Origin of the sequence: Mycobacterium sp. ACS1612 (assembly GCF_001667505.1) — a bacterium.
Lineage (GTDB): Bacteria > Actinomycetota > Actinomycetes > Mycobacteriales > Mycobacteriaceae > Mycobacterium.
On sequence record NZ_LZHZ01000018.1, the window covers coordinates 112,160 to 128,817 of the forward strand.

Consider the following 16,658-nt stretch of genomic DNA (forward strand, 5'->3'; position numbering starts at 1 on the left):
CTGTGGTCGCCACCACCTACACAGCCCCACAACCTCCGGCTCCGGTGCGCCATTCCAATCTGCAACAGCCGGTTGAGTCGGCGAAGAACTCGCTACGTCAACAGGAACCAAGCCGACGGCTCTCTCGGTGGCATCGACCAAGCCGAGCAACGAGGAAACGAACGACGTTCATCTCGCCCTAGTGCCGAGGCGGTCGATACCTCTTACCGAGTCATGAATGTGTTGCGGCGTGTGATGTGTCCTACCGATCGCCGGCAGCCTCCTCGCTGTGCGTTCGGTCCCTTCCGTACGCACGCAGCACGGCACGGCGGATGCCCTCGTAACCGGTGCAACGGCACAGGTTCGAGCTCAGCAGGGCGTCCAGGCGCTCGGGATCCTCGGCGATGGTCGGATCCTGGTCGAGGGCGCCGACCACGAGCATCACGAAACCGGCCGTGCAGAAGCCGCACTGCAGCCCGTGCTCGGCGGAGATCGCCTCCTGGAACCGGTGCAATCGGCCGTCCGCCGCGAGTCCCTCGATCGTCCGGATGTCACGGCCGGCACACTGCACCGCCAACATCAGGCAGGAGCGCACCCCCTCGCCGTCCACCAAAACGGTGCACGCGCCACAGACGCCCTGTTCGCAACCGAGCTTGGTACCCGTCAGGCCGCAGTCGTCGCGCAGCACGTCGGCGAGGAGGCGACGCGGCTCCACCGTCGCGTCGTACGCCTTCTCGTTGACCGTGAGGCGTATCGGAGTGCCTCCCCTCATCGTCTTGTCCTCTCCTCGCTATCCTCATGGGCCTCCTTCAGGGCGCGCCGGACGAGCACACCGACGACGTGCCGCTTGTACTCCACGCCGGCGTAAGGCTCGGCGACCGGAATGGCGGCAGCCATAGCGAGTTCGGCGGCCCGTTCGAAGACCCGCTGCACGGGCTCGCGGCCGAGCAGATAAGCCTCCGCGTCGTGCGCGCGCAGCGGTCGGTCCGCTGCGTTGCCCAACCCGAGCCGGGCACCGCTGATCACACCGTTGCGCAGGGTTAGCACCGCGACGGCGCAGACCTGCGCGAAGCCCGTCTTTCCGCGGCGCTGCTCGCAGAAGCCGACGCCCACCGCGTCCGCCTCGGCGTCGGGCCACGGGAGCAGCGGCAGCCGCACCGACGTCAGGATCTCGTCCGGCTGCCGCGCGGTCTTCTTCTGTCCGATGTACAAGAAGCCGCCGGGGGGCACTGGGCCGCTGTCCTCCGCCGGGCCGAAGAAGAAGTCGCCGGCGGTTACTGTGCGGCAGCCCGTCGGCCCGGTCAACTCGATCGCGGCGTCGAGGGCGACCGCCATAGCGCACCACTCACCCCCGGGATACGCGAAGACCAGGCTGCCGGCCATGGTCCCCCGCGCGCGGATCGGCGGATGCGCGATGAACGGGCTGATGCGACTCAGCAGTCGGCCCAGCGCCCCTGGTGCCACGCTTGGCGTCTCGAAGGCACGATGCCGGGCCAGGGCGCCGACGCGCAGCGCGTCACCGTCCACGGTGATCGCGTCCAGCGCGCGCACGTTGTTGATGTCGACCAGCAGCGCAGGGCGTTGCAAGCGGAAATGCATATCGACCAGGAGGCTCTGGCCGCCGGCCAGCACATTGGTCGTCTCCGGCTGCTCGGCCAGCCGGGCGACAGCGTCGGCAAGCTCCTTCGGAGCCACATAGTCGAAGGGTGCCGGTTTCATCGCACGCCAACCCCCTGCCGGTCGGCCGCCGGCCAACACACCTCCGGGATAAGCGGCAGCTGCACGCCGCCGATGTCCGTGCCCGCCGCACCGGTGCCCGTGGCCATCGGCCCGAGGGCGTCGATGACGGCGTTGACGATCGCGGGCGGGGTGCCGATGCACCCGGCTTCGCCCGCGCCCTTCGCGCCCAGCGCGGTGTTCGGGTTCGGAGTGACGGTCGCGCCGAGGACCAGCGGCGGCAGCTCGCCGATCGTCGGCAGCGAGTAGCCGAGCAGGCTTTCGGCCAGCGGACGTCCCTCGTCGTCGTAGGGCATCGCCTCATACAGCGCCTGTCCGATCCCCTGCATGACGGAGCCGCGCACCTGGTCCTCCACGATCTCGCGGTTGACCGCCACGCCGCAGTCGTCGACCGCGACGAGGCGCAGCACGCGCACATTGCCCAGCTCCCGCTCCACCTCGACGACGGCCACGTACGTGCCGAAAGGGAACGCGGCCGGGGTGTCGTAGACGCCCTCGATCCGCAATGGTTGCGGCGTGGCCGCGGCGAGTTCGCCCAGCGTCCAGCTGTGCTTGCCGGCGTTGACGGTGCCGTGCGCGTACGCGGCCTGCGCGCCGGCCAGTAGAGCGGCGCGCCGCTTCGCCTCCTCGATCAGCTCCAGCGCCGCTCGGTGCAATGCCGAGCCTCCCACCTGCATCGACCGGCTCCCGAACGTGCCGATGCCCTGCGCCACCTCGTCGGTGTCGCCCTCGATGAGCGAGACGTGATCGGCAGGGATGCCGAGGGTGCGGGCAACGAGCTCAGGAAAAACGGTTTCGTGGCCTTGACCCGAGGAGCAGGTGCCCACACGCGCGGTGACGCTTCCGTCGGGAGCGACGTCGAGGGCCGCCCACTCGTTGGCCCTGTCCTTCTGTTCGATTCCAGATCGCTCGACGAAACAGCAGATCCCGATGCCGATCGGCCGCTCGTTGCCGGAGCGCCGACGGCGCTGCTGTTCCTTGCGCCAGTACGGGTAGTCGACCAGCTCCAGCGCCTTGTCCAGGGCCAGCTCGTACTGCCCGGTGTCGAAGCGCCTGCCGGTCGGTGACTCGTACGGGAACGCCTCTGGCGGAATGAAATTGCGCCGCCGCAATTCCGCCGGATCGATGTCGAGCCGGCGGGCGAGCAGATCGATGGTCCGCTCGACGGCGTACGCCTGCTCGGGGCGCCCGGCACCGCGGTAGGACGTGGTGACGGGCAGGTTGGTGACGATAGTGCGGATGTGGGCGTGCACCTTCGGGGTCCGGTAGACACCGCCCGCGGCGAGCCCCGTCTCGGACGCCACGAAAGCGCCCAGCGGGTAGGCCCCGACGTCGGCGTCGACCTCCAGCTCCAGCGCCAGCATTCGGCCGTCCTCATCGGCGGCGATCCGTACCCGCTGATACTGGCCACGACCTTGAACAGCGGCGGTCAATGCCTCGAAGCGGTCCTCGAGCCAACGCACCGGGCGGCACAACTCCAGCGCCAGGCGGACGACCACCAGGTACTCGGGGAAGGCACCGTTCTTGGCGCCGAAGGCACCGCCGACGTCACCGACCCGCACCCTGATGTGTTCGGGGTCCAAACCCAATGCAGCGGTCAGATCGGCACGCAGCCGGTTGGGTGCCTGGTGTGAGACCCAGACCGTCAGCCGCCCATCCGCCTCCGGCACCGCCAGGATCGACCGGGGCTCCATCGAAGTAGGCGCGATCCGCGGTTGCCGGTACGCGCCTTCGACCACGACCGCGGCCCGCCGCCAGACCTCGTCGGGGATGCGCTCCCCGAAATCCATCTCGCCCGCGACGTTGTCCTTCCCGTCGAAGAGCCACGTGGACGACGCGGCGGCCTCCCCGGGGTCCACAAGCGTGTGCAACGGGTCGATGTCGACACGCACGGCGCCCGCGCCGTCCTCGGCGACATAGCGATCGTCGCCGACCACCACGGCAACCGGCTCCCCGACGTACCGGACACGATCCACCGCGAGGACGGGGCATGGTCGGTCGCCGGGACCCGACGTGGAACCGAACAACGGCACGAACGGCATCTCGTCACCCAGGTCGGCTGCGCTCCACGCCGCTACCACGCCGTCGACCTTGGCCGCTGCGCTCGTGTCGACGCCGACCAGCCGTCCGTGTGCGACCGTGCTGCGCACGAATGCAACCTCGAGGCAATCGGGGACGTCGAGGTCTCCGACGTAGCGTCCCGCCCCTGTGATCAACCGAGCGTCCTCGCGTCGCCCGAGGCGCCACGACTGAGCGGCTTCGGGCACGTGGGCGAACGTGGGCTGCGACGACACCGGAGTCGGCACTGGCTTACGACTCTCAGAGAAGTCACTCAATGATCACTGCCTCCGCGTCAAAGAAGAATGCTTTTAGTGAAACCTGCTGCAGCAGGCAGCTATTCAACGCTAGTTCGTATCCGGTGGGCATCGTGGGCCACCTCACCGACGCGACTTGGGGCCACTTCCCGCATGAAGCCGGCCATGGCTCGAAAGAATCCAGCGCGGCGATTGTGATTGCGGTCACCGACAGTCTCGGTGACTGGTGCGTACAGGATTAGCAGCTTCCGATGTCGCGTTCAGTGCCGGTCCCCGCGGCTGGCGGATTAGGCTCCCGCCAGAACATCTCTGGAGGCGAAATGAGCTTATCCGCGCCGAAACCGACCTAGAGACGCTATTCCCATGGGGCCAAGAGGAACTCGTCGACGGACCGAGTGATAGTGTCATCGACGAATGCCGGATCCACAGCGGTGAAGTATTCGATGATGAGGCCTTGGAAGGCGGCCAGCGCCAGGCGTGAGCGCGCCTCGGTTGCTGTCGTAAGTCTTCGCGTCTCAAACGCAGCTGACGTGATTTGTCGTCTAGCCGATGATTTTGATGTAGGCGTCGAGCGCACACCGTGAAAACCCATCAACGCGCCGTGTACCCGCAAACTGGGCGTTGACAGCCGCACTGCAGCGGTCACGCGAGCAGGGAAACTCGGCTTGCGCTAACCCGCCGTGCTCCACACCCTTCCCCGCAGACGAACACATTCAGCATCACCCGGGTGAACATGTACTCAGGGCGATGACCGCTCACCCCTCCAGGCGCGAACCTGATACGGACCCCAGCACAGCGGCGTGCTGAAACGCCGGAGACCTGTGTCCGCGCGCCGCTGTGCGCTTAGGCCCGTAAATGTCCTGACTTGCAATCGAATACCACCACGCAACAGACCACCGGAAGGGAGCCCGGCTGTGACTGTCGAAAACTTCGACGTGGTCGTCGTAGGCGGCGGGGTGGGCGGTGTGGCCACCGTGCGCAAGCTTGCATCGGCAGGCCTCGCGGTCGCGCTCGTCGAGGATCAATAGGTTTAAGATCTGCTGCTTGCCGAGGAGTCCGAACTTGCCATTACTGAGGACCCGGAACATGGGTGCGGACGGATACGAAGCGAAACCCCCTAGATACCTTCACCGTTGGATTATCGGCCCTCAAAGGGCCTCTGTCCGCTGGGCGAATAGAAATCTCACATGTTAGGAGTCCGAAGATGACCACCTTCAGCCCGATCTACACCGGAGTAGCGAGGCACATCGGCAGCTATGCCGACGCAGTGGCCCTATCCAGCGGCGGCACACAAATTTTCGTCTCAGGAACGCCCGGGTTGCGCGAAGACGGCAGTCCGCCGGAGGACTTCACTGACGAAGCACGACAGTGCTGGGCCAACGTCGAAGCCGCACTGGAGGCGGCCGGCGCAAAACTCACCGACATCGTCTACATGCGCCAGTGGCTCACCAGCCGTGACCATCTGCCCGCCTACCTGTCGGTGAGCAGGTCGGTGATCACCCACCAACCCGCCGCCATGTTCAGCATCATCGACGGGCTGGTGTGGCCCAACCTACGGGTGGAAATTGAAGCCATCGCCATCGTGCCGAAGTGATCGATTGCTGGGTGCTGCGCCGACGAAACACGTTGTCATGCATACTCACTCGCGCTGGTGACAAAAAGGAAACCCAGAAGGGGACGCTTTCGTGAGTTCGTCATGCAAGTCATCAACAACGACACAGCACGGTGGTTAACTTGGCGCCGCCCGCCGCCGCACGCGGGAATGGGCCGGCAGCAGTGGGTCGTTGAGGGATACCTGCTGGCACTGGGCGCATTGGTCTGCATTAAGGCGCGTCCATCAGGGGTGCATCCGCAACCATCCGCCATTTCGATGCGACTTCCGCCGCCGAGCCGCCATTAGGAATGAGATTCCGCCGAGCAAACAGGGCTGAAGGCGCGGCGCGGGGCGGGTTAGGGGCATCCGCACGAATTGCGGTGATGGAAGGTCGTTGGGACCTGAATATGTTGCGGCGGCCCATCATGTCCCTCAACGCGGACCAGTAGCAATCGGACTGCAGTGGCGCCGATCGTTTCGACATCCTGCGCTGCCGCAGTGAGCTTGGGTTCGAAGAGATCCGACCATTCGAAGTCGTCGTAGCAGACGAACGCCACGTCACCGGGAACCGACAAGCCAAGACTACGAATGGCTTTGAGCGTTCCGATAGTCATGGCGTTGTTCATCGACACTAGTGCGGTGGGCCGGTCCTCACCCGACATCAATGCGCGCACTTGGCGTTCCGCCACGTCCATATTGGAGTCACCATCGAGGATCAAATCGGCGTCGACCACGATACCGCGATCCGCGAGCGCTGCGAGGTAACCGTCGAATCGCTCGGTGGTGGAGGAAATCCCGGGACGGCCGCGGACGACTGCGATCCGACGGTGACCGAGGTCGAGCAGGTGCTCGGTCAACGACCGTGCCGAGAGGAAGTTCTCCGAGCCGACCTGGTCGCACTCGATGTCGGCGCGGCGATCGATCAGAACCAGCGGCGTTCCCGTGCGGGTGATTTCGGGGAGAGTGATCCGCTCTGACCCGGCCGCAGGTGCCACAATCATTCCGTCGACCTTGCGGTCCAGAAGCGAGTCGATCACGCGCTTCTCCGACTCCACTTCGTCATGGGAATCTCCCACGACCAGCACATAACCGGCGTCCGACAGGGCCCGTTCCACGGCGTGAACCAGATTCCCGAAATATGGGTTCGTCAACGCGGAGATCGAGAGCCCGACCGTGTGCGTGCGACCGGCCGCGAGCGAACGCGCGACGACGTTGCGCCGGTAACCGGTCGCCTCGATGGCCGCTTCGACGCGTAAGCGTGTAGCTGTGTTGACCTTGCGCGTGCCATTGAGCACGTGCGAGACCGTGGATGCAGAGACGCCCGCGATCCGGGCGACATCGCCCATCGTGGTCACGGGAGACGCACGATCCGGTCCGCGCGACACGCGGTCGACTCGATCAACTGGGCATTGCGCTCGTCGGGTCCGAGAGCCCAGCGCGCCGCGTCCTCCGGGGACTTCCCGTACGCCTCGTGGCGGCGCAGCAACCGAGTATGGCGAACTTCGGTGTCGAGGGCCAGGAACCAGACTTCGTCGATAGAGGCCCTCGCTGTAGGCCACGCGTCGCACTCCAGGAGGAGGTAGTTGCCCTCGGTGACGACCAGCGGCACCGTGGCAGGGACGGGAATCGAGGAGGCGATCGACTCTTCGATCTCGCGTCGGAACCGCGGTGCGTACACGACCGGGTTGTCCACGCGCTGCGCCCGAAGTGTCGCGATCAACCGTGCATACCCACCGTCGTCGAATGTGTCATGCGCGCCCTTGCGGTGCCGGCGCCCCAGGTCGAGCAGTACTTCGTTGGCCAGATGAAAGCCGTCCATCGGGACGAGCACGGCAACGTCCGGACCAAGGGCTGTGACGAGGTGCTCTGCGACGGTCGATTTCCCGGCTGCAGGAGCACCGGTGAGACCGAGGATGCGGCGTTCGCCGGGAACGACAAGCGCCTTTGCCCACTCGACGAGCTGGTCGAGTGTGACATCCTGCACATCCTGGTCGATGGTCACCGTTCTCGCTTCCGAGTCTGTTCACTAGGGAGTTTGCTCAGCCACGCCCGCGGGCCGACCACCGAACACCGTAGTGCTGCAACGCGAGCCGAGCGATCGATGCGCTCGGCAACACCGCTGTCGGCCTGGGTCGAGTAGTAGGAATATGCGCCGTGGAAGACATCGCCGGCGCCCAGTGTGTCGACCACCGCCACCGGTTGCACCGGCACGGATCCGGACTCGCCATCCGACCACCACTGGACGGGATCGCCGCCGTGCGTGGTGACGACGGTGCGCACACCGCTGCCGACCAGCGTCGCGGCGGTGGACTCCGGGGTGTCGGCGCCCGGCGTTCGGAAGTCGTGGGAGCACACCATGTCCGTCGCGTGCGCAACGATGTCGGCCATCACGGGTTTCCATCGGCCGGCGTCGACGACGAGTGTGGTCCCGCGTGCTGCGGCATGTCGAACGGCAGCACGGGCGATCAATGGGTGGTGCCCGTCGACGAGCACCACGTCGGCACCGGCCACGAGATCAGCAATGTTCGTCGGGGGCGACGCGTCGGAGCCCACGGCGTCGAGCGAGACGACAGATCGGTCACCGGTCGATTCGACGACCGACACGGCGGAGACGGGCACCGCTCGGCTCGTCCCTGCGGCCGCGTCGACAACGCTGACGCGATACGCAGCAAGGTCGGCGCGGACCAACCCTGCTACCGGATCGTCGCCAAGGGCGGTCACGAGGATCGCGTTGCCACCCAGCGCTGCGAAGGTGACGGCCGCGATAGCGGCTGGCCCGCCCGCGGCGACGAACTGAGCGGTCGACGTGATCTTCTCGTTCACTGCAGGTGGTTTCGCGATGCGGTGAATCACGTCGAGGGTCGCCAAGCCGACGAAGACCCCGACGGGGGTTCTCTCAGAGACCGGCGCGTTCCTCATCAGTCGGCTCCTCTGCACCGGTCATGAGCGCGACGACCTCGGACATCGAGCGCTTTTTCGGATCGACCACTCCCGCACGTTGCCCGAGCCGGTGGATGTGAATCCGGTCGGACACCTCGAACACGTGCGGCATGTCGTGGCTGATGAGCACCACCGGGATGCCGCGGTCGCGAATCGACTTGATCAGGTCGATGACCTGACCGGATTCCCGCACGCCGAGGGCCGCGGTCGGCTCGTCCATGATGATCACGCCGCGGCCGAACGCCGCGGCCCGCGCCACCGCGACGCCTTGCCGCTGCCCGCCCGACAGTGTCTCCACGGCCTGGCCGACCGACTTGATGCCGATCTTCAGGTCCGTGAGGTGTTGCGAGGCGTCCTGGCGCATCCTGGGCATGTCCAGCCGACGGAAAAGCTTGCCCGCGACGCCTTTTCGCCGGATCTCCCGGCCGAGATAGAGGTTCGAGGCGATGTCGAGGGCCGGGACGACCGCGAGGTCCTGGTACACCGTCTCGATCCCGGCGGCCCGGGCGTCGAGCGTGTTGCGGAACGACACGGGTTCGCCGTTCATGAAGATCTCACCCGCGTCCGGAACGATCGCGCCCGCCAAAGCCTTGATCAGGCTGGACTTTCCGGCGCCGTTGTCACCGATGACCGCGAGAACCTCGCCCGCGCGGAGCTCGAAGTCGGCGCCGTTGATCGCGGTGACGCTGCCGTACTTCTTGACAAGTCCGCGCGCTTCGAGAACGGGCGCTCCGGTCATTGTGACCTCCTACGCGCGAATTGATCCACCGCGACCGCGACGATCACGAGGATTCCGGTGGCGATGTTCTGGTAGAGGCTGTCGACGCCGGCCTGCGTGAGGCCGTTGCGGAGAACGGCGACGATCAGCATGCCCACCAATGTGCCGCCGACGCCACCGCGACCGCCGAACAAACTGGTTCCGCCGATGACGACCGCGGTGATCGTCTCGAGATTGGCGTTCTGGTAAGCGTTCGGGTCGGCGTTCGGGATTCGACCCAGCGCAGCCCATGCGGCGATCGCCGCGATCAGGCCCGTCACGATGTAGACGGAGAACAGCACCCGCCCGGACTTGACGCCCAGCAGTTGGGATGCCTGCGGGCTGCCGCCGACGGCGTAAATGTGCTTGCCCCAAGCTGTTTGGGAAAGTGCGTACCACATGACGGCATAGACCAGGAGCATCGCCACCACGCCGTATGTGGTCGCGAACGACCCGATGCGAAAGGACGTGCCCAGAAGCGTGAGCGGCCCTTGCTCCACGCGGTAGGTCTCGCTGCCAGCGAGCAGGCGGGTGCCCGCCAGTATCGCGGTGAACGTTCCCAACGTGACGATGAACGGCGGCAATCGCAGGGTGGTGACGAGTCCGCCGTTGATCGCGCCGAACGCCACGCACACCAGCAGCGTGGCGCCCAGCGCGAGGAACGGTCCACCGGCCCCTGCGGTCTGTGCCATCACGATGGTGCCGAACACGGCCACCGCGCCGATCGACAGATCGATGCCTGCGGTGAGGATGATCAGCGTCTGGCCGACGGCCAGGATTCCGACGACCACCGACTGCTGCAGGATCAGCGACACGTTCTGCGGGTTGAGGAACGAGTTCGAGATCGAACTGAAGACGATGATCGCGATGACGAGCGCCACCAACGGGCCCACCAGCGGTTCACGCAGGAGTGCCCCCACGTTGAACCGCTTGACCGCCGGTGGCGGCGGCGTCGCGGAAGCGGTTGCGGTCACAGAAGTCTCGGCCATCTCAGCCCCAGCAGTTCTGATCGCCCCATGCGGTGTCCTTCGACTCGAGCCCCGGCATCGGCTTGTCGGTGATGAGCTCGGACCCGGTGTCGTTGAACCCGCTGGGTTTGGTCCCGTCCTTGGCGAACTTGACCACGGCCTGCACGCCGAGTTCGGCCATCTTCGCCGGGAACTGCATGACCGTCGCGCCGATCTTTCCGGCCTTCACATCCGCGACACCCGTGCAGCTTCCGTCGATGGACCCGATGGTGATTTGGCCTGTTCGGTTGGCTGACTGGATCGCCTGGTACGCACCGGCCGCCGCGGGCTCGTTGATGGTGTAGAGCGCGTTGACGCCCGGCGCACGCTGCAGCAGGTTCTCCATGGCGGTCTGGGCCTTGGTCTGGTCGCCGTTGGTGTTCTCGCGGCCGACGATCTCCGGCGAGTTCTCGGTGAGACCGAAGCCCTCGAGGAACCCGTCGTGGCGGAAGGTGTCGACGGTGCCGCCCGGCGTGCCGTCGAGCATCACGACCTGAGGCGGGGTGTTGCCCAGCGCCGCCTTGACCCACTTGCCCTGGGCCACGCCCGCGGCCTTGTTGTCGGTGGCGAACGTGGCGTCGACGGCGTTTTCGGGGTCGGTCGCGGTGTCGAGAGCGATGACGACGACACCGGCGTCGCGCGCCTTCTTGATCGCATCGAGCACCCCAGTGGAGGAGTTCGGGGTGATCAGGATGCCCTTTACACCCTGGCCGACCATGTTCTCGATGGCCGTGACCTGGCCTTCGTTGTCACCGTCAAACGCACCCGCCACCGCGACCAACTGGGCACCGTCTTTGTCGGCTTGCGCCTGCGCAGCCTCACGCAATTTCACGAAGTACGGATTTGAATCCGTCTTGGTGACCAGTCCGACCTTGACGCTGTCCGAACCCGACCCGCCGCAGGCGGTCAGACCGAGAACCAGCGAGCCTGCCATCAGGACAGTCCCGACCGTGAGCGTGCTCTTGTTGGCCTTTCCGAACATGTGAGCTCCCTGTTGCCTGAAGCGACGCCGGTCGCGCCGCGTCTCTGCAGGAGCTTAGAGTTGACGCAAGCGCTTGCGCATGCGCTTGCGTGAAATTTCCGGGCAGTTCAACCGGGTATCGATCGGACCGAGGACCGTCTCGCCGTGGTCCGCTTGTCAATCTTCGCCGCATCTCGACACCTGCCCTACGCCTTGGCCATGTTGGTGAAGCTCGACAAATGCAGGTGATGCGCAACGGTAATCGTCTTCGTCGGACCGTTGCGGTGCTTGCCCAGAATCAGGTCCGCTTCACCGCCGCGCGGGTCGTCACGCTCGAACGCATCCGGTCGACGCAAACATCGGCTAGCGCACTACCAGGCCCTGGGCGATCACGGGATAGCGCTCGGCTCCGTCGATGACGCACGTCTGCCGGTCACCCAAATGCACAATGCCGACCACCTTGTCCCAATAGATGTCATTCGTCGCCAAGTCGTGTAAAACCGGATCCTCCAATATGACGGACAACCGATGCAGCCTCGATCTGCCGGGCGCATGCGTCCACATTCTTTCGCCGTCATATCTAGTGTTCGTCGCCAACGCGAAGCCCTTATCGGTCCAGTTTCGTTGCGCAAACCCGCTTCTCACGCGGTTCCAGATCTCGACGGGGATGGTATCCGTCCCTGGCCGACGGGTGCGGCCGGCGAGCTGCTCGACGACCTCCTTCGCCTTGACGCCGCGCTCACCGTGCACGCCGACCTTGGTGAGGAATGCGATTTGATTGGCTGCTCTATCGATGCTGAGGAACCAGCAATCGCGATAGCCCTTTTTGGTCGTCCGCGTAATCCTGCCCTGAACCCCGATCCGCAACAGCAACTGCATCACGTCTTCGGTCAGGCGGCGACTGGTCGACGCGTAGTAGACCCGGCCCTGTGATGTCTTGGCATCCCAGCGGACCGAACCATCGGTTGCCCACAGGTGCCGCAAGAACAGCGCCACTTGCTCGTGCGGTAGCGCGAAACTTGGGCGGGCACGAACTTCTCGTAACTGCGCAGACCAAAGAGGCCGAGACCATCCAGCCATTCCGCTATCGGATTGCGCTTTCCGTGCGTCAACCGAAACGGGGCGGGTAACCGCAACGTCGTGACTCGCGCGGCCGCATAATCATCGCGGATCGCTGTCACGCCGAAGTGCGCGGCCGCAACGGTCACACCCAGCAGGTTGGCTTCGTCAATTGACGCGTACCGAATCGGCTGTCGCTTGACGCATGATCCGTCACCAATCATGTGCGCCAGCAGGATCAGCTCGGAATCGTCCATCCGAGTAGTCCAGGTCGGTTCGGACAGCCGGCGGACAACCGCTACCCTGCTGCCAACGCTCAACTCAGTCACGGGTTTCCAGCCGTCGACCTTCAGGACTTGTTGTGCCGATGCGAGTTCAAGTTCACGCCCCGAGGCAAGGCTCAACCGGAAGACCTCCTGCCGAGATGACACGACGCGCCCACTGATGCGTCGCCTGGCGAGCCGCATCCTGTCGCCGATCGACCACAGCAGCGGTGGGTCGGTGTCCTGCGCCAATTGGTCCAGCGGAACTTCGAACCCGTTGTCTGCCCGCGCCACTCGCATCTGCTGTAGCGGCGGACCGTCATGCGCCAAACTGGAATGGTCCCCTCCGGTCATGACCGGAGGCTACCGGGACCTACCTACACCGCTTGCCTGGCGAAATCTGTTGCGGCCGAGAGGCCGCGGCCTACGCCTTGGCCATATTGGTGAAGCGCGACAGATGTAGTTGGTGCGCAACGGTAATCGTCTTCGTGGGGCCGTTACGATGCTTGCCCAGAATCAGGTCCGCTTCACCACCGCGCGGATCGTCACGCTCGAACGCATCCGGCCGGTGCAAAAGTATGACCATATCGGCATCCTGTTCTAGCGATCCCGACTCGCGCAGGTCAGACACCATGGGCTTCTTGTCTGTGCGCTGCTCCGGTCCACGGTTCAGCTGGCTGATCGCCACGACTGGTACATCGAGTTCCTTGGCCATCAGCTTCAGGCTTCGCGAGAAGTCCGACACTTCCTGCTGGCGCGATTCGTACTTCTTGCCCGACGTCATCAGCTGCATGTAGTCCACGACGATCAGGCGCAATCCGGCCTTCTGCGAGAGCCGCCGAGCCTTCGCGCGGATCTCCATCATCGTGAGATTCGGCGAATCGTCGATATACAAAGGCGCTTCGCTGATTTCGCTCATCCGGCGCGCCAACCGCGTCCAGTCGTCGTCAGTCATCCGGCCCGACCGCATGTCGGCGAGCTTGATCTTCGCCTCCGCCGACAGCAGCCGCATCACGATCTCGGACTTACTCATTTCCAGACTGAAGATAACGCTCGGCAGGTGGTGCTTGATCGAGCATGAGCGCATGAAATCCAAACCGAGCGTTGAGTTGTGCGTCGGCACCATGCCCCGGCCGGCCAGATACAGGTGGGCGCTGTTGTCCACCTCGACACAGCGGACGGGAACCGTCCGCACCCGACGCACCGCATCGATCTGCAGCACCGGCGCCATCAAGGTCGTCGCGGCGCCGTGGTAGCGCGCCATCGATCCGGCCGCCGCGATGGTGTCGACACCTGCGCGCAGTTCCGCGGTGGTCCTGATCCCGTAGCCCGTCGGCCACTGGTGTGCGGCATCCGCGACAATGACTGTGCCGTCTGAGAATTCGACCTCATAGCACGGCCGACCCAGCATCACGTCGGTGGCGGCAACCACCTTGGTGGGTTCGCCGTCGGCGCCGAGCAGCATATCGCCCACCGCGACGTCGCCCATCTTGGTCCAACCCGATGGCGTCGGCAACGGGGTGTCGAGCTTGAGTGCCTTGCCCACGCCCGGCCGGGCCGCGATGATGATCATCTGACCGGCGTGCAGGCCGTTGGTCACCTCGTCGAGTTCAACGAAGCCCGTCGGAACGCCTCGCGCGATACCGCCCTGCGACGCGATCGCATCGATCTCGTCCATGGTGGGTTGCAACAGTTCCTCGAGCGGCACAAAGTCTTCCGACGTACGCCGCTCGGTGACGTCGTAGATCTCCGACTGAGCCCGGTCGACGATCTCGTTGACATCCGCGCCGTCAGCGCCGGCATAGCCGTACTGCACGACCCGGGTACCCGCCTCCACCAATCGACGCAGCAGCGCCTTCTCCGCGACGATGCCCGCGTAATAGCCCGCGTTGGCGGCCGTCGGCACCGTGGAGATGAGCGTGTGCAGATACGGCGCCCCACCGATCCGGCGCAGCAGGCCACGCCGATCCAACTCGGCGGCCACCGTCACCGCATCCGCTGGTTCTCCGCGGCCGTACAGATCGAGGATCGCGTCGTAGACGTTCTGATGCGCGGGGCGGTAGAAGTCACCGGGCCGCAGTTTCTCCAGGACGTCGGCGATCGCATCCTTGCTCAGCAGCATGCCGCCCAGCACGGACATCTCGGCCGCGTTGTCCTGAGGGGGCTGCCGACCGTAGTCCTCACTGGGAGGCGGCGAGTCCATACCCGAATGGCCGAGGTCATCCACGACAGCCACGGAGCGGCTCACCCCTTCCAACAGATCGAACGTACATTCGATAGTCTGCCACTTGACTATAGGGGCGTCGACCGACAATTCCCCCTGGCAAGCCTCGAACAACGGCCCGCGACGGCCAACGCTAGACGTTGCTAGGACCCCTACAAAGTGGCCCTGTTCATGAAGTTGTGGATGGAATGTGGATAGGTCTGGACAGGCATGTTGAGTCGTTGGGGAAAACCTGTGTATGGACCTCTTTGTTCAGTGCATTCACGCAGATAGCCGCACGATAACCGTGGTTCATACCTGTGGATGACAATTGCCTCGGCGTGTCGGCCCGGGTTGCGGTCTCGGGCGTGTTGTGTTGCGCGCAAGGGCCCGGCAGGTTAACAACGCGTAAGGTTCGCTGGGGTCAGAACCTGCCAGATGTTCGCCAACAGATACAGCAACGGCCGGGTGAAGATCGATCATGGTCTTCACCCGGCCGAATTGACGCTGAGGTAATTAACCTGCGACTACGTTGACGGACACCGAGGCGTCGACCTCGGGGTGTAGCCGCACAGCAACGGGGTGCGTGCCCGTCGACTTGATGTGTGCCTTGGGCAGTTGCACCGTCCGCTTGTCGAGGTTCGGTCCGCCGGCCTTCTTGATGGCAGCGACGACGTCGGCCGCCGTCACCGAACCGAACAGCTTGCCGGTGTCACCCGCCGACTTGACGGACAGCTCGACAGGTCCGAGACCTTCGAGCGAGGTCTTGAGTTCCTTGGCGTGCTCGAGGCCCTGTACCGCCTTGGCCTGACGTGCGCGGCGGATCTCCTCGGCCTGGCGCTCGGCTCCGCGCGATGCGACGATCGCCAGTCCGCGCGGCAGCAGGTAGTTGCGCCCGTAGCCGTCCTTGACCTCCACAATGTCACCCGACACACCGAGGTGGTCGACCTCTGCAGTGAGAATCAGCTTCATCTTTTCGTCCTGTCCTGCTCTACCGCGTTGACGAGGTGAAGGGCAGCAGCGCCACCTCGCGGGCGTTCTTGACTGCGACCGCGATGTCGCGCTGGTGCTGCACGCAGTTACCGGTCACGCGGCGGGCGCGGATCTTGCCGCGTTCACTGATGTAGGTACGCAGCAGCGCCGTGTCCTTGTAGTCGATCGCCTGCCCCTTCTTGGAGCAGAAGACGCACTTGCGCGTCTTGACGGGCTTTTCGGGCGCGGGGCGCCGCTTGGTGGCCTTGGCCATGTGTCTATCTCTTTCCGGGTATTGCTAGTTGAAAGTTGGTTGTCAGAAGGGCGGTTCGTCGTCGCTGCCCGCGAACGAGCCCGACGCCGGGGCGCTGCCCCACGGATCGTCCTGCTTGGCTTCCGAGCCGCCGCCGCGGGAACCGCCGCCGCCGCCGCCGAATCCACCGCCACCGCCACCGCTGCGGCTCGCCTTGTTGACCTTGGCCGTCGCGTACCGCAGCGAGGGGCCGATCTCGTCGACCTCGACCTCGACCACGGTGCGCTTCTCGCCCTCACGGGTCTCGAACGAGCGCTGCTTGAGCCTGCCCTGCACGATCACCCGCGACCCACGGGTCAGGCTCTCGGCCACGTTCTCGGCCGCTTCCCGCCAGATGTTGCAGCGTAGGAACAGCGCCTCGCCGTCCTTCCACTCCCCGCTCTGGCGGTCGTAGATGCGCGGCGTCGACGCGACCGTGAAGTTCGCAACGGCCGCACCCGACGGCGTGAAGCGCAGTTCCGGATCGGCGGTCAGGTTTCCGACGACGGTGATGGTGGTGTCACCAGCCACGAGTTCCTCCTGGAGTTGGCCGTGTGCGGCAGTCGCAGGCGAGCCTAC

General features: G+C 65.3%; 17 protein-coding genes and 1 pseudogene. 2 read left to right on the forward strand and 16 right to left on the reverse strand.

Annotated features, from left to right (window positions below):
• Window positions 1-241: 241 nt before the first annotated feature.
• From A5724_RS06280 to A5724_RS06290, 3 genes are read right to left on the reverse strand one after another with little or no spacing between them, the layout of a single operon-like run.
• The gene (locus A5724_RS06280) at window positions 242-751 is read right to left on the reverse strand and encodes a (2Fe-2S)-binding protein (protein WP_067797902.1); all 510 of its coding nucleotides are present in this window, start codon (window positions 749-751) and stop codon (window positions 242-244) included.
• Entirely contained in the window at window positions 748-1,698 is a 951-nt protein-coding gene (locus A5724_RS06285; RefSeq protein WP_067798324.1) for a xanthine dehydrogenase family protein subunit M, read from the reverse strand. The genes A5724_RS06280 and A5724_RS06285 overlap by 4 nt, the downstream gene beginning before the upstream one ends.
• Window positions 1,695-4,052, reverse strand: coding sequence for a xanthine dehydrogenase family protein molybdopterin-binding subunit (locus tag A5724_RS06290; RefSeq protein ID WP_197518575.1), 2,358 nt, complete (start codon window positions 4,050-4,052; stop codon window positions 1,695-1,697). Before A5724_RS06290 ends, A5724_RS06285 begins: the two co-directional genes overlap by 4 nt.
• An 893-nt stretch (window positions 4,053-4,945) precedes the next feature.
• Here A5724_RS06290 and A5724_RS34145 point away from each other — a divergent pair.
• Together A5724_RS34145 and A5724_RS06300 are read left to right on the forward strand one after the other, a co-directional pair.
• Window positions 4,946-5,059, forward strand: coding sequence for an FAD-dependent oxidoreductase (locus A5724_RS34145; protein ID WP_232004722.1), 114 nt, complete (start codon window positions 4,946-4,948; stop codon window positions 5,057-5,059).
• Window positions 5,060-5,235: 176 nt separating this feature from the next.
• Entirely contained in the window at window positions 5,236-5,625 is a 390-nt protein-coding gene (locus tag A5724_RS06300; protein WP_067797908.1) for a RidA family protein, read from the forward strand.
• Between the two features lie 356 nt (window positions 5,626-5,981).
• Here the strand turns inward: A5724_RS06300 and A5724_RS06305 are convergent, their stop codons facing one another.
• The 13 genes and pseudogenes from A5724_RS06305 to A5724_RS06360 form a co-directional block, all read right to left on the reverse strand.
• Window positions 5,982-6,971: a LacI family DNA-binding transcriptional regulator gene (locus A5724_RS06305; protein WP_232004733.1), complete on the reverse strand. Its 990-nt coding sequence runs from the start codon at window positions 6,969-6,971 to the stop codon at window positions 5,982-5,984.
• 5 nt (window positions 6,972-6,976) lie between these two features.
• The gene (locus A5724_RS06310; RefSeq protein WP_067797914.1) at window positions 6,977-7,627 is read right to left on the reverse strand and encodes a nucleoside/nucleotide kinase family protein; all 651 of its coding nucleotides are present in this window, start codon (window positions 7,625-7,627) and stop codon (window positions 6,977-6,979) included.
• Window positions 7,624-8,544 (reverse strand): PfkB family carbohydrate kinase, encoded by a 921-nt coding sequence (locus tag A5724_RS06315; protein ID WP_067797917.1) that lies wholly within the window; start codon window positions 8,542-8,544, stop codon window positions 7,624-7,626. Before A5724_RS06315 ends, A5724_RS06310 begins: the two co-directional genes overlap by 4 nt.
• The gene (locus tag A5724_RS06320; protein WP_067797920.1) at window positions 8,522-9,304 is read right to left on the reverse strand and encodes an ATP-binding cassette domain-containing protein; all 783 of its coding nucleotides are present in this window, start codon (window positions 9,302-9,304) and stop codon (window positions 8,522-8,524) included. Before A5724_RS06320 ends, A5724_RS06315 begins: the two co-directional genes overlap by 23 nt.
• Entirely contained in the window at window positions 9,301-10,311 is a 1,011-nt protein-coding gene (locus tag A5724_RS06325) for an ABC transporter permease (protein ID WP_067797923.1), read from the reverse strand. The genes A5724_RS06320 and A5724_RS06325 overlap by 4 nt, the downstream gene beginning before the upstream one ends.
• Before the next feature lies 1 nt (window position 10,312).
• On the reverse strand, window positions 10,313-11,311 hold the full coding sequence (locus A5724_RS06330) for a substrate-binding domain-containing protein (RefSeq protein ID WP_067797926.1): 999 nt from the start codon (window positions 11,309-11,311) through the stop codon (window positions 10,313-10,315).
• Between the two features lie 185 nt (window positions 11,312-11,496).
• Window positions 11,497-11,646 (reverse strand): annotated as a pseudogene (locus tag A5724_RS33625) (replicative DNA helicase); the annotation flags it as partial.
• Window positions 11,647-11,653: 7 nt separating this feature from the next.
• On the reverse strand, window positions 11,654-12,286 hold the full coding sequence (locus A5724_RS34415; RefSeq protein ID WP_232004723.1) for an LAGLIDADG family homing endonuclease: 633 nt from the start codon (window positions 12,284-12,286) through the stop codon (window positions 11,654-11,656).
• Complete coding sequence (locus tag A5724_RS34420) at window positions 12,181-12,966, reverse strand: hypothetical protein (protein WP_232004735.1); 786 nt, start codon at window positions 12,964-12,966, stop codon at window positions 12,181-12,183. Before A5724_RS34420 ends, A5724_RS34415 begins: the two co-directional genes overlap by 106 nt.
• Window positions 12,967-13,036: 70 nt before the next feature.
• Window positions 13,037-14,848: a replicative DNA helicase gene (gene dnaB, locus A5724_RS06345; RefSeq protein WP_067797935.1), complete on the reverse strand. Its 1,812-nt coding sequence runs from the start codon at window positions 14,846-14,848 to the stop codon at window positions 13,037-13,039.
• Window positions 14,849-15,331: 483 nt separating this feature from the next.
• Complete coding sequence (gene rplI, locus A5724_RS06350; protein WP_067797938.1) at window positions 15,332-15,787, reverse strand: 50S ribosomal protein L9; 456 nt, start codon at window positions 15,785-15,787, stop codon at window positions 15,332-15,334.
• A 19-nt stretch (window positions 15,788-15,806) separates the two neighbouring features.
• Window positions 15,807-16,061, reverse strand: coding sequence for a 30S ribosomal protein S18 (gene rpsR / locus A5724_RS06355; RefSeq protein WP_067797941.1), 255 nt, complete (start codon window positions 16,059-16,061; stop codon window positions 15,807-15,809).
• A gap of 42 nt (window positions 16,062-16,103) precedes the next feature.
• Complete coding sequence (locus A5724_RS06360) at window positions 16,104-16,610, reverse strand: single-stranded DNA-binding protein (RefSeq protein ID WP_067797944.1); 507 nt, start codon at window positions 16,608-16,610, stop codon at window positions 16,104-16,106.
• Window positions 16,611-16,658 lie beyond the last annotated feature (48 nt).

What these genes read in the sequence shown, in the direction of transcription:
- A5724_RS06320 (WP_067797920.1), bottom strand. Translation starts at nt 9,304, where the DNA reads ATGACCGGAGCGCCCGTTCTCGAAGCGCGCGGACTTGTCAAGAAGTAC.
- A5724_RS34420 (WP_232004735.1), bottom strand. Translation starts at nt 12,966, where the DNA reads ATGACCGGAGGGGACCATTCCAGTTTGGCGCATGACGGTCCGCCGCTA.
- A5724_RS06305 (WP_232004733.1), bottom strand. Translation starts at nt 6,971, where the DNA reads ATGGGCGATGTCGCCCGGATCGCGGGCGTCTCTGCATCCACGGTCTCG.
- A5724_RS06330 (WP_067797926.1), bottom strand. Translation starts at nt 11,311, where the DNA reads ATGTTCGGAAAGGCCAACAAGAGCACGCTCACGGTCGGGACTGTCCTG.
- rplI (WP_067797938.1), bottom strand. Translation starts at nt 15,787, where the DNA reads ATGAAGCTGATTCTCACTGCAGAGGTCGACCACCTCGGTGTGTCGGGT.
- A5724_RS06315 (WP_067797917.1), bottom strand. Translation starts at nt 8,544, where the DNA reads ATGAGGAACGCGCCGGTCTCTGAGAGAACCCCCGTCGGGGTCTTCGTC.
- rpsR (WP_067797941.1), bottom strand. Translation starts at nt 16,061, where the DNA reads ATGGCCAAGGCCACCAAGCGGCGCCCCGCGCCCGAAAAGCCCGTCAAG.
- A5724_RS06325 (WP_067797923.1), bottom strand. Translation starts at nt 10,311, where the DNA reads ATGGCCGAGACTTCTGTGACCGCAACCGCTTCCGCGACGCCGCCGCCA.
- A5724_RS06280 (WP_067797902.1), bottom strand. Translation starts at nt 751, where the DNA reads ATGAGGGGAGGCACTCCGATACGCCTCACGGTCAACGAGAAGGCGTAC.
- A5724_RS06300 (WP_067797908.1), top strand. Translation starts at nt 5,236, where the DNA reads ATGACCACCTTCAGCCCGATCTACACCGGAGTAGCGAGGCACATCGGC.
- A5724_RS06285 (WP_067798324.1), bottom strand. Translation starts at nt 1,698, where the DNA reads ATGAAACCGGCACCCTTCGACTATGTGGCTCCGAAGGAGCTTGCCGAC.